General features: G+C 47.9%; 7 protein-coding genes and 2 pseudogenes. 6 read left to right on the forward strand and 3 right to left on the reverse strand.

All coding sequences use genetic code 11. From position 1 onward, the window contains the following. Nucleotides 1–80: 80 nt before the first annotated feature. The 3 genes from KGF70_RS10930 (at nucleotide 81) to KGF70_RS10940 (ending at nucleotide 4,057) form a co-directional block, all read left to right on the forward strand. Nucleotides 81–1,625, forward strand: a complete 1,545-nt coding sequence (locus tag KGF70_RS10930) for a glycosyltransferase (RefSeq protein WP_216769575.1) — start codon at nucleotides 81–83, stop codon at nucleotides 1,623–1,625. After that, nucleotides 1,622–3,130 (forward strand): accessory Sec system glycosyltransferase Asp1, encoded by a 1,509-nt coding sequence (gene asp1, locus KGF70_RS10935; RefSeq protein WP_216769576.1) that lies wholly within the window; start codon nucleotides 1,622–1,624, stop codon nucleotides 3,128–3,130. The genes KGF70_RS10930 and asp1 overlap by 4 nt, the downstream gene beginning before the upstream one ends. A gap of 309 nt (nucleotides 3,131–3,439) precedes the next feature. Next, nucleotides 3,440–4,057, forward strand: coding sequence for a hypothetical protein (locus KGF70_RS10940; protein ID WP_216769578.1), 618 nt, complete (start codon nucleotides 3,440–3,442; stop codon nucleotides 4,055–4,057). Nucleotides 4,058–4,219: 162 nt separating this feature from the next. Here the strand turns inward: KGF70_RS10940 and KGF70_RS10945 are convergent, their stop codons facing one another. Beyond that, on the reverse strand, nucleotides 4,220–5,050 hold the full coding sequence (locus KGF70_RS10945) for a LysR family transcriptional regulator (protein ID WP_050340319.1): 831 nt from the start codon (nucleotides 5,048–5,050) through the stop codon (nucleotides 4,220–4,222). A gap of 116 nt (nucleotides 5,051–5,166) precedes the next feature. Here KGF70_RS10945 and KGF70_RS10950 point away from each other — a divergent pair, with 116 nt between their 5' ends. Further along, nucleotides 5,167–6,177, forward strand: a complete 1,011-nt coding sequence (locus tag KGF70_RS10950; RefSeq protein ID WP_216769579.1) for a YeiH family protein — start codon at nucleotides 5,167–5,169, stop codon at nucleotides 6,175–6,177. A 372-nt stretch (nucleotides 6,178–6,549) separates the two neighbouring features. Here the strand turns inward: KGF70_RS10950 and KGF70_RS10955 are convergent, their stop codons facing one another. Continuing rightward, entirely contained in the window at nucleotides 6,550–7,050 is a 501-nt protein-coding gene (locus tag KGF70_RS10955) for a DUF4811 domain-containing protein (RefSeq protein WP_216778864.1), read from the reverse strand. Next, nucleotides 7,047–8,409: pseudogene (locus KGF70_RS10960) on the reverse strand (DHA2 family efflux MFS transporter permease subunit). Before KGF70_RS10960 ends, KGF70_RS10955 begins: the two are co-directional and overlap by 4 nt. A gap of 282 nt (nucleotides 8,410–8,691) precedes the next feature. Here KGF70_RS10960 and KGF70_RS10965 point away from each other — a divergent pair. Then, nucleotides 8,692–9,880: pseudogene (locus KGF70_RS10965) on the forward strand (MFS transporter). Nucleotides 9,881–11,435: 1,555 nt separating this feature from the next. Next, nucleotides 11,436–12,836 (forward strand): aspartate ammonia-lyase, encoded by a 1,401-nt coding sequence (locus KGF70_RS10970; protein WP_216768860.1) that lies wholly within the window; start codon nucleotides 11,436–11,438, stop codon nucleotides 12,834–12,836. Nucleotides 12,837–12,858: the final 22 nt, after the last annotated feature.

The following is a 12,858-nucleotide window of genomic DNA, read 5'->3' on the forward strand; positions in this document are numbered from 1 at the left end:
GAGCGAAATTCTTATTAATACCATGAAATTTGTTATAATCGAAACCGTTAAGCAGAACGTCGTGTAAGGGAGCGAGAAGGATGTATTATTTTGTGAATACCAGCATTAACCCGAAAAAGTCGGGCATCGAACATGCTGAAATGAAACGGCTGGCGCTTTTTAACCAGCATCACGTTCCTGCTAAGATGGTGACCAGATTCTTTTCATTGTCATTACATCAAACCTTGAAGTCAGCGGGAATTGCGGCTAAAAATCAAATCAACTTATTTGATTTTATTCAACACAGTAGCCAGCAACCCACGACTGCAATGACCATTGATGACTTGCATTTGGCTGCCGATTTACGGGTTGAAGCAGTGGGGAGAAATTACGAAGTTTATCAAGATAATCAATTATTAATGAAGGTCAACACGTTTGCCAATACGCAAAAGCAGCTGAACAATGTTCAGCATTACGACCAAAATGGCAAGTTAGTTAAGACTGATTGGTACGATACTCGCGGTTTCAAGGGGCTTGAGCAGTTTTATGCTGCTGATGGGCAAGTCGCGAGTGAACAAGTCTTTAATCCCGCTGGTGAAGTGGTTTATCAAACCTTTCATATGGCGGACCGGCAAAATCAAGTGCAAAATTCACTTTACCGGTTTATTAATTATGGTGGTCAAGACTGGTCGTTCACCGGTGAGACGGCGATGACGACGTTCTTTTTGGATGAGTTGAATCGAACGACTAAGAATGCGGTCTTTGTTGTCGATCGCACGTATGAGTTGGCGTACGCTGCGCTTCACATGCGGACGAAGGCCTTTAAGGTCATGCACTTACACAGTAATCACGTCAATGATCCAGCGCATCCTAAGACCGCTGGACTGAATTTTAACTATGCCTATGCACTGAACAACCTCGACCAATGGAATGGCGTTATCGCTTCAACGGCGCAACAGACCGCGGACTTTCAGGACCGGTTTAGCAATCAACCAGCCGTATACACCATTCCGGTGGGCATCGTCGATGATGCCACGTTAGCTGCTCCTAAACCAGCCTGGGAGACGCGTACGGCTGGTAAGATTATTTTTGTTGCTCGCCTCGCCGAAGAGAAGCAGCAGGATCAAGTGATTCGGGCGTTCAAACAAGTTCGTCAACAGGTGCCGAATGCGACCCTTGATTTTTGGGGCTATGCAAACGGCGATACGGGTAAAAAGTTGCGCGCGTTAGTCGAGAAGTTGGGTCTGCAGTCAGCCGTGTCCTTTAATGATTACACGACTGATTTGACCGCGGTCTATAACGACGCTCAGCTGGCGATGCTGACGTCGCGTGCGGAAGGTTTTGCGCTCGCACTGCTGGAAGGCCAAGCCCACGGGGTCCCGCAAATTGCCTATGACGTGAAGTATGGTCCGCGTGATATTATTCGCGACGGGCAAGATGGCCGCTTGGTACCGGTCAATGATGAGGATGCTCTAGCCGCGGCGATGATTGATTTGTTGACGCATCCGAAGCAACTGGCCGCTTATAGCCAGCAAGCCTATCAAGATGCGCAGCGCTTCAGTACGGCTGCGGTGTGGCAACAATGGCAGCCGTTAATGCAAGCGGCAACGGCTTTTTATCAAGGTGAGGGGGCAACGCAGCGATGAACTTTTTTGTCAATCAGTATTTAATGGCACTCAACTCGGGTGTCGAGCACGCTGAATTCAAACGGCTTCAGCTATTTCAAGCGCATCAGGCGCCGGCTAAACTGGTGACTCGCCAATTTGATGGTTTATTGCATCAGAACATGCGCCGCTTCAATATTGGTGACGATCAAATGGCCAATATGTTTGATTTCTTCCGTGAAACGACCAGTTATCCGAGTCAAGTCGTTAAGATGACTGATTTGAACTGGCCGGCAGCGTATGATATCAAACCCGACCCGAACGTGAGTGAAGTCCGCGCTGGGGACCGTTTAATTGCCAAGGTCCACTTTGTGCCAAGTACCGTGGGCCACGTCTACTTCATCGAAATCTTTGACCGCTTTGACAACCTTGTTCAGCGAACTGATTATGATGAACGGGGCTTCAAAGCACGTGATGAGTTCTTCTCGTCGGCGGGCGAACCCGTGACGGACATCTTTTATCGGCCGGATGGGCGGCGGATGGCTGAGCAGTATTATGCCCATGATAGTAATGGGGCCAACTACGTCTCGTTGTGTCATTTGATGGATTATCAGGGCCGCGACTACTATTTCAATGGTGAACAGGAATGGTACCGGTTCTTCCTCGATGAACTGAACAAACAGTACGATGAAGATAATGTCTTTATTGCAGACCGGCCGTTAGCCGCCCAGTGGCCAGTCGTCAACATGCGAACAGCGGCTAAAAAATATCTGTGGCTGCCGACGCCGCACGCGGTTGATCCACGAGACCAGGTCTATTCGAATCTGAACAACGCCTACGTTTACGGGCTCCATGAGTTCTTAAGTGCCTGGGATGGCGTGATCACGAGTACTGAACAACAAAAGCAGGACTTAACTCAGTGGCTTGGTGGGCATCCGAGTGTGCCAATTTTGGCTATTTCGGCCGCGGTAGTGACTAAACAACAAGCTGACCGCACACCAATCGCCGTCAGTGACCGCCATGCGCATCAGATTATTTATACGGGGCGCTTGGATGCTGAACGGCGCGTCGACCAACTGATCACCGCTTTTGAACAAGTTCAGCGGAAAATTAAGGATGCCACCCTGGTCATTTATGGCTATGGCGGGATGCTGGAACAGTTAAAGCAACAAGTGGAACAGGCTCACTTAGGTGCAGCGGTTACCTTTGCTGGCTACCAACCCGACTTAACCAGCGCATACGACCAAGCCGGCGCCTACGTTTATACCGGTGAAAGTGATGCGCAGCCGCTCTCGTTAATTGAAGCGCTGAGTCACGGGGTACCGGTGATTGCCTATGATATTAATTATGGACCAAAGGATATTCTCAAAGATGGTAAGAACGGCTATCTGGTCAAGGATGGTGCCATCAATCAACTCGTTCGAGCACTGACCCGGACGTTAGAAAGCCCACAGCGGCAACAACGTTTGAGCAAGGGTGCCTATCAAAGTAGTGAACAATATGCTGACGACCAAGTCTGGCAACGATGGCAGGCGGTTGTTCAGTAAGACTAAAATGGTCTGGCTGTCATTAGTCAGGCTATTTTTTTGTGGGTAAGTGGGCATCGTGGCGATGGTTTGGTAAGTTCACAATGGTGATATTTTAGATGGATCGACAGGCATAGCAGACGGCTAAATACTGTTGTAATGGCATTTGTGACGTGCTGACTTTAACTGTTGTTTGATGATTGAAGCTAGCTAAAAAATTTATTTGAGATAGGACTTGAGGTCAGAGCGGACAGGCGCTATTATTCACGCATGAAACTTGACTGGGTACCGAGTTTCATATGCTATGTGATTGGAAGGAAAGTGACATAGATGCGAAAAAAGGAGAAAATTGTCGGCTTTTTATTAAGTAGTAGCTTATGTTTGTCACTGGCGACGCCACTGTCGGTAAGCGCAAGTCATCGAAGTGTGCGCCATCGACCAGTAACGACGTCGTTAACCCAAAATACTGGTAATTTCAGTCGGTTATCCAAGAATGTGCAACGGCAGGTTCATTTTACCTTTCAAGTAAACAACAACCATATCAGGCGAGACCGGCACTGGAATTATCTGATTGGAACGGATGTGAAAATCAACAACCGCTCTCCTAAGACAGTCACTTTTAACCTTAACCGCTTCACAGTGGGTGGCGTGAACTTGCGCGGAAAAAATCGACTTGTAACGATTCGTGCTCATAAAAGTACCGTGCTCCGGAATGCCTTGACGGGCAGTGAACAGGCGTACACTATTCCGGTGGAAGAGATTGCATCACATCGCGACCTTGGCCGTGTCCAATTTAATTATCGCGGCTACGGCAAGTATCGAACGGTTGACCTCGCTCCGATGTCGTCAATCTTTGTGCCACAACAACGCGGCATCAGGTCGATTGGATTAGTCTTCCATCACGCTCATCACAAAACGACGTTGAAGTACGTTCTGAAAAAGTTCTGAAAAAGTTTTAAGGACGTTTAGTTTGTCATACCTGAGAAGCGGCTTGTTCATCTCGGTTTGATCGTATTCTGTCAATCAGTGAGCCATTAAAGTAGGCCGGCGTATTTGCACGCCGGCCTTTTTGCGACTGAACGATAAATTTTTTGCAATCACAAATGCAGCTCACCCGTTTGACCAGGTCGTCAAATACTGCGTAATGGTGGCTTGTACCGGTCGTAGCGCGGCGGCTGGATGGTGGTTAGTGAGTAAGAAGAATTGGCGTTGGTAATGACTGCTAAGTGCTTCGACTGGAATCGTGGGTGCGAGTACGTGGCGTGAAATAATCGTTTGCCCCGTACCCCGAGCGAGTAGATCGGCAATCATTTGATTACTGTGAATGACCATGACTTGCTCGGGCTGAATGTTGCGTGCTTTCAAAAAAGCGTTGGTATAGTGGCGAACGCCAGAATTCGGCTCACGCAAAAGCCAGAGCGGACTGTTGAAATCGCCGGCGTGGACCAGTTCGTCATGACCAAATGCCAAACGGTTCAAGTGGTCTGTGACCAGCGGCTTTTCCACTAGACCAAAGTCGAGCTTGTGCTGTGACATAGCAGTTAGAATTTCCGCGGAATTAGCGAGTGTGACTTGAAAATCGAAGCGGTCACTGGCAGTGCTCAGTTCGGCCAAGAGTGCTGGCAAAATCAAGCTCCCAGTCGTATGTGACGCGCCAATGCGGCAAGGCACCTTGACCAATTGACGTGGTGAACGGACGGCCGTTTTAGTCGCGGCCCAGGTCGTTAATAACTTCTGTGCTTGTTGATAAAGTAGCTGGCCACTAGCAGTCGGAACGATTTCTTGACGGCCATTACGGGTGAACAGGGTCGTTTGTAAATCCGCCTCTAATTGTTTAATTTGAGTTGAAACCGTGGGCTGTGAAATGAAAAGTTGTTCGGCCGCGTGGGAAAAATTTCGCGTTTCATACACGGCACAGAAGGTCTCCAATTGTTTGAACATACGTCTCCCTCCAAACTATTATGATTTTTAATAATAACTATCATAATAATTTATTTCTCAAATGTAAATAACTTTCGTATACTTAAACTCATCGGGATAGAGATGGGAGAAAGCGAATGAAGGTCAAAGGGATTTTACCAGGGTTACTGACGAGTCTTGCCATCGCCATTATTAGTCAATGGCTGGCACAGTTAGTCCCTGCGCTGGGGGCAGCAACCATTGCAATTCTGTTAGGAATTGTGGGTGGAAACGCCGTTTTGAAACAACCGCAACTTGGTCGGGGGACGAAGTTTGCGGAAAGTAAGTTGTTGGAGTATTCAGTCATGTTACTGGGTGCGACGATGACGGTCCAAACGATTGGCAAAATCGGCGGCCTAGGCGTGGTATTCATTCTGTGCCAGATGACGATCACAATCGTTGGCGCCTTGTGGTTAGGCAACAAACTAGGCTTTAGTCAATCGGTACGGATGTTGATGGCTGGGGGAAACGCGGTTTGTGGTTCTTCTGCGATTGCGTCGATTGCACCAGTGATTGATGCCGATGAAGATGACAAGGGGACTGTGATTACGCTGGTCAATTTGATGGGAACCGTGCTGATGCTAACGCTGCCCGTACTGGGGATGGCCGTATTTGGCGGCAGTGTGATCCTCAAAGGGGCTTTGATTGGTGGGACTTTGCAATCCGTCGGTCAAGTGGTAGCCGCAGCAAGTATGGTGAATCAGACGACCGTGCAATTTGCCACGATTTTTAAAATTATGCGAATCATGATGTTAGTGGTCGTCGTGCTGATTTTTGGCCGCTTACATCAACGGACACTAGAAAACGAATTGGCTGAAGATGCGGTCGTCAGTGGCAACGGGAATGGTCACTGGCTCCCATGGTATGTCGCAGGATTTCTGATTTTATGTGCACTGAACAGCTTGGTTTCGTTGCCAGCAATCGTTGGCACGACCGCGCATACGATTAGTAGTTGGTTTGAAATCATCGCATTAGCAGCGATCGGTTTACGGCTGAACTTAGTTAATTTCTTGAAAGCCGGGAAGCGCTTAGCGTTATACGGACTGGGCGTGGGGACGCTGCAGGTCGTAAGTGCGCTGATTTTGATTACGGCTTTGCTCCGACATTAGTTGATTTTTATCACTTAAATCGCAATAATGGTTAATAATTTAATTAATCATGATTGCGATTTTTTTGTCGAGAAAGCAGGGATGCAAATGTTAAGTTACCACGTCACACCAACGGTTGAACTCCGGGCACCACTGCCACAACAGCAGATTTACGCGAGTTCGGGCTGTTTCCAGCGGGCCTTAGATGGCTACATTTGACCTTAAGAAGTAGCATGATTCATCAATCATCTTAAATGCTAAATAATAACAAGCACGATGCACAGATAGTGAATCCATCATTTTAACAACACATCCCAAAAAAGGAACGCTCAACTGAAAAAAGTTGAGCGTTCCTTTTTATAACTAATAGTTGTTTGCTAAGTAACCTAACGATTAACTTCTAACCGTAAGCACTTGCCAAGTTTTGGGAATTGTAAATAAATACTGACGTGCGACGACCTTAGTCTTGGTATTGCCAAGGCTGAAGAGAACGCGCGCCCAGTGGTTTTTGAACTGCCAAGTGGTCGTTCTGATCTGAACTTGAGCAGGCGCTCCAGTCGTGAGCTTAGTTGTGGTCGTGGTTGCGGCGACCGTGCGACTGGCTTTTGTGGCACTCGCGACACGGTAAGCGATGACGCGCTCCGAACCAGTCCCGAGTTGTTGAACACGTAATGCGGCGCGTTTCGATTGCAAGGGAGCCAAATCTTGAATTTGCGTCTGTGTCACTTGATGCATGCCCCAGTGATAATTATCGTTTAGGATGAGGGCACCAAGTCCACCAGCGATGACCAGACCGCTAATGAGCGTTGTGACGACGCGCGCACGACCCGCTCGGGCAAAAATCATCGCGCCGGCAAAGACAAAAGTGGCGAGAATCAATAACACGATAATCATGCGGCATCATCCTCCTGACTGAGTGTGGTCGAATGGTTGGCCTTCAAGAAGTAGGTCAAACCAAAGCCAATTGCACAGAAAATCAGAGAAACGACGAACGCCATGTGATAACCCGTTAAAGTTGCCGTGATACCAGCTTGCTTGTATTTCAGCGGCGCTTGGGTCAAGAGGTGGTGGGCTGGCATTTGCCACTTGGCCACACTCGAGTAGACACTGATGAGGACGGCGGTCCCCATTGAAGCGGCAACTTGCCGTAACGTATTGTTAGCGGCAGTCCCGTGAGAAATCAAGCGGAATGGTAATGCGTTGATACCAGTGGTCGTAACGGGCATTGTCACCATCCGAGCACCAATATGGTCGAAGATACGACCAGTAATCGGGCTCATGATCCCCATCATAATGGCACCAGGCAATAAAATCAGCCCGGAGTCCATGGCTGAACGGCCCAGTACCGTTTGAATGTACATCGGTAAAATCATTTCGACCCCCATCATGGCCATGTAGGCGAGGACGGTCAAAATGGCGGATAAGGTAAACGCTGGAATCTTAAAGACGCGTAATTCCAATAATGGCTGATCCATGTGAAGCTGCCGCCAGACGAAAAGACCGATGAAAATTAGGCCGATGACTAAGGTTGTGAGTACGATTGGGTCCCCCCAGCCGGAATTGCCGACGGATGAGAAACCGTACAGCATGCTACCAAAACCAATCGTGGAGATTAATACCGACCACCAATCAATCGGTTGTTTGGAAGTTGGCAACACTTTTCGTAACGTAAATAATGACACGATGATGACGAGAATATTGATTGGCAGGATGAATAGGAAGAGCGCCCGCCAGGAATAGTTATCAATGATCCATCCGGAGAGGGTCGGACCGATGGCTGGTGCTAGGCCAATAACGATTCCGGCCGTTCCCATCGCTGAGCCCCGTTTTTCTGGCGGGTAGACCGATGACATGATGGTCTGAAAGACGGGTGCGGAAATTCTGACCCCCCATTGCCTGAATCATTCGGGCAATCAGTAACATCTGAAAGTTAACGGCGAAGTACGCCAGCGTCGTTCCCAGGCCAAAGATGACCATGGCAGTTAGGTATAAATATTTGGAATTGATTCGGGTGAGTAACCAAGCACTGACCGGAATCATAATACCCATAATCAGCATGAAGCCGGTGGTCAACCACTGAACAGCGGTTGCGGAAATGTGAAAATCAGTCATTAACGTTGGAAAAGCCGTGGTTAACAACGTTTGAGTGATAAAAGTCGTAAACGTTCCGACGAGCAAAGTCAACACTAACCAAGTCCGGTGGTAAGGTTTGCCGTTTGCATCGAGCGGTAACGTTGAATTCTGAGTTGGCATAGTACCGTCCTTTCTTTTTATAGATTCTGTAATAATGCACAATCAATAAGTATAGCACGATGCGCGAGTCAAGCCTATTGATTGGTCCCAAGCAGACGTGGAAAAGGCGGATTCGCGTGGTAAAATAAGGATTATTGCAATAAAGGAGTTTATGATGAACGATAAATAATTCAATGGAACGGCCCGTCGACCGGCAATTAAAACACTGGTTGATTATACGGGTCGAACAAGCTTTCTAATTTGAAGATACAGTCAATCTTGTAAATTAGGAAGGAAATTAACGTGAATTCAAAATCTTTAAACAAAAGTACCGTCTTATTAATGGCGATTTCCGCGGCAATCGTGGTCGCTAACATCAATTACATCCAACCAATCGAAGCGGACATTGCCCAGCAGTTCAATCTTGCTAACGCCGTCGTCGGAGCGGTGGCGATGCTGACGCAATTAGGCTATGCATTTGGCCTGCTATTGATTGTACCGATGGGTGACATCATGAATCGGCGCACGCTCATTATGCGATTACTTGTACTCGCCATTGTTTCAGCATTGCTGGCATTTGTTGCGCCCAATATCTGGGTGTACGCCATCGCCAGTGTGTTGATTGGGGTCACCTCAGTCGCACCACAAGTGATTATTCCGTACGCGGGCTTCTTGGCGCCCCGGCAGCAACGTGGTCAAGTATTGGGGAATGTTTTGAGCGGACTGTTAGTCGGGGTCTTGCTGTCACGGACGGTGAGTGGTGTGTTGGCCAGCTACCTGCCATGGCAGATGGTTTATCTGATAGCTGCCATTTTGATTGCGGGCCTGTGGGTGATTTTATGGCAAAAACTGCCCCATGATCCAGTCACTGCACATGCCACCACTTATCGGGAAATGATTAAAACGGTCCCGAAGCTGGTGCGTCGCTACCCAGTTTTGCGTGCATCTGCGGTCAACGGGTTTGTGCTGTTTGGTGTTTCCAATATTTTCTGGGCGACCTTGGTCTTCTATTTGCAACATCAATATGGCTGGGGCAGTCGTGAAGCCGGTTTGCTGGCCTTATTAGGCGTAACGGGGGTTCTTGCAGCCCCATTGATTGGTCGGCTGGCGGACCGTTTTCACCCACGAACGATCATTGGACTGGGGTTGGTGTTGTCTACGCTGGCCTACGTCGTCTTCTGGTTGAGTGGGACCCACATCGCTGGACTGATTGTCGGTATCGTGATTCTTGATTTAGGGACCCAATTCGGACAGGTTGCTAATCAGGCACGCATCCAGAGCATCGATGTCCATGCTAGCAGCCGGTTCAATTCCGTCTTCATGTTTGGTTACTTTATGGGCGGGGCGCTTGGTTCGTTTTGTGGCAATGTCTTGTGGGACCTAGCTGGTTGGAACGGCGTTTGTGGATTAGCCCGTCGTGGTACTGGTGATGGGCTTTTACGCGCACTTCATTCATTATCCACGCGTGGTGGCACGTCAGGCGCAGAACTAGTGCTGCAACAGGGACGAGACTTAGAGACCAGTCGCGATGATTGTTGCGGATGTTGTCAGGATTGATTGTCAAAACGTGCAAGTCGCGCGAAAGGTTTCAAAAACTTGGTATCAGATTTATCTAAAGCAATTGAACGAAATTAAAGATTCAACTGGCATTAAAGGAATCAATGAAAGATTGTGTGTGGCGTGGCGTTTGTGGCGGCATAGTGGACTATTTTCAGACGTCTTCGATTTGAGTCAGATTAGTCTTCTTATTTGGTGGAAGCAGCTTCTTTTGGATTGACCTATATTCGGCTTAAAAAATTACTAGAGGACACGCATTGTGCTAGTTACTTTGTCATGATTCATGGCTAAATCATGACAAGTTGGCGTCCTGTTCGTCAGCCGATGCGCGTCTTAGTCCGACCTCCGGAGCTGGCTGACAACGCTGGAACAGGGCGGACATCGATTTGAACTCACGCAGAAAAACACTGCGTAATTTCAAATACGAATCTTCTTCTAGCCCGGGAAATTCACCCGGACAAGAAGAATTTCGCCCTTGAGCATTGTCAGCCAGCCCCTCCAGTCGGGAACCCGCTCGAATGGCGGATTAACGACCACCTATCTGGGTACAACTGACCACTGAGTATTAAGTGACTGGTCCTTCAAACAAACTTTTAATCGGAGTCAATAATGCTTTATCACACTTAATCACTGAAAAAATCAGTTGAATTTTATTCGCAAGATTCAACGGACAGTGGCCTTGAAATGAGTTGATTAAATTGCCGTCGTTTGGAATTCGAGACTTTGCTATCTCCAACGACTAGAGAAAGTTCTGACAAATTCAGTGAAACCGCGATTCGAAAAGTTAAAACATGGGTTAGGAAGCTTAGCTATCATTAGAACCAGTCTGACAGTTGAATGTCAAAATGACTTTGGACTATGAATCAACGACTAATCTAAGAAAAAGTTGAGTTCGCTCACGTCTGCCTTTCGAATACCATCCAGGCTGGAAGGTGTTTCTGACAATGCTCAGCGATGAAATTTCACTTAGCAAGCGTCTTTTGCTTGGTTAGTGAAAGACCAGTATTTAAGACGTGGGTTGTCGGCTTAAATCTGTGTCCATCGCGTTCCAGCGTTGTCAGAAATACCTGGAAGCCGGTGTAGGACGAACAACACGACAGCTTTACGCTAACTCGCTTTGTTTCCAGCGGGTCTCAGCTGGCAGCACTTGAACTTAGAAATTGTCATGATTTAACCATCTTTAAAGCTAAATCATAACTAGCACAACGCATTAGAGGACAAGTATTTATAAACGAACGGTTACAGATTACTCGCAGATTATTAACGTTTGTGTAATAACTTAATAATTGGTATAGGCGTTGCTAGCGGATGACGACTAATCAATGTGAAGTCTGACGATGATGAATCCGATGTATCTTAATCTCAATTGACGTTGAACTTTAGATTACGCATAACTCCATTAAAGGGATTGTATTTCAATAAAAATGGTCTAAACTCTAGTTATTCATGTTAGAAGATGTTACATGAAATCTAAATAAGAGGGTTTTGCTATGCGAATTGAAGCAGATTGTATTGGTGAGTTAGCGGTTCCAGACGATGCCTTATATGGGATTCATACCTTGCGTGCGGTCCACAATTTTCCGATTTCTACGGAATTGATGCATCCGCTGATTATTCAAAGCCTCGTTCAAATCAAGAAGGCCGCTTCCAGTGTCAATGCGGCTGCTGGAACCTTAACGAGTGCTAAGGCGCAAGCCATTATTGCGGCATGCAATCAGTTGCTGCTCGGACGTTACGCGGATAACTTCATTGTCCCAGCGATTCAAGGTGGCGCCGGCACTTCGGCGAACATGAACGTCAATGAAGTCGTTGCTAATCTGGCGCACCAATTAGTGCCAGCGGTGACCGTGCATCCCAACGATGACGTCAACCAATCACAATCGACCAATGACACGTTTCCGACGGCTGGTAAAATGGCACTGCAGATCCAACTGCCAGGTTTATTGACGGCCCTCAGTCGACTGGTCCAGACGCTGTTAGTCAAGTCTCAGCGTTATCAGGACGCCATCAAAGTTGGGCGAACCCAGCTTGAAGACGCGGTCCCCACCACCTATGGACGGACCTTTCATGCCTATTACCAGTTGTTCAAACGCGATTTGAGCCGGATTCGGCAGGCGGGGGAACAGTTACAGCGGGTCAATTTAGGTGGGACGGCAATTGGGACTGGCATCAATGCCACTGCGACCTATCAGCAACAGATTCTGCAACAGCTACAACGGAATACGGGGTTAACTTTGGTCGCTGCGGATGATTTGATCGACGCGACGCAAAATTGTGATTTGTTTGTCGCCTTTTCGGCCGCGATGAAGACCCTAGCTATCGACCTATCGAAATTCAGCAACGACTTACGATTGTTGGCGAGTGGTCCCCAAGCCGGATTTGGTGAGCTGAATTTACCTGCTCAACAAGCTGGCTCCTCAATCATGCCTGGAAAAATCAACCCGGTTATTCCAGAAGTGGTCAACCAAGTCGCGTTTGAAGTGATGGGCAACGATACAACGGTCACCATGGCGGCGGAAGCTGGTCAACTGGAGCTCAATGCTTTTGAACCAATCATGTTACGCGCCTTGTTGGCCAGTGAAGCCCATTTGCAACACGCCATTGAAACGCTGGTCGATCACTGTGTTCGGCAATTGACGGTCAACCGGGAACGGTGTGCAGACCAAGTCGCTCACTCCGCAATCACCGCAACGGTCTTAGCGCCGTATCTCGGTTATGAAATGACGACGACCCTGATCAAGGAAGCATTGGCTGCTCATCAAGCCATCCCGGCATTACTACGTCAGCGCGAATTATTACCAGAAGCCCTCATTGACCAATTATTCTCGCCAACCGGGCTAATGCAGCCCCGGATGGCCCAGACACCACCGTTAAACGTGGCCGCAAAGTAACGTTCAAGATTAACTAAGCGAT

The organism is Lactiplantibacillus sp. 7.2.4, assembly GCF_018991185.1.
In the GTDB taxonomy this organism is placed as follows: Bacteria; Bacillota; Bacilli; order Lactobacillales; family Lactobacillaceae; genus Lactiplantibacillus; species Lactiplantibacillus pentosus.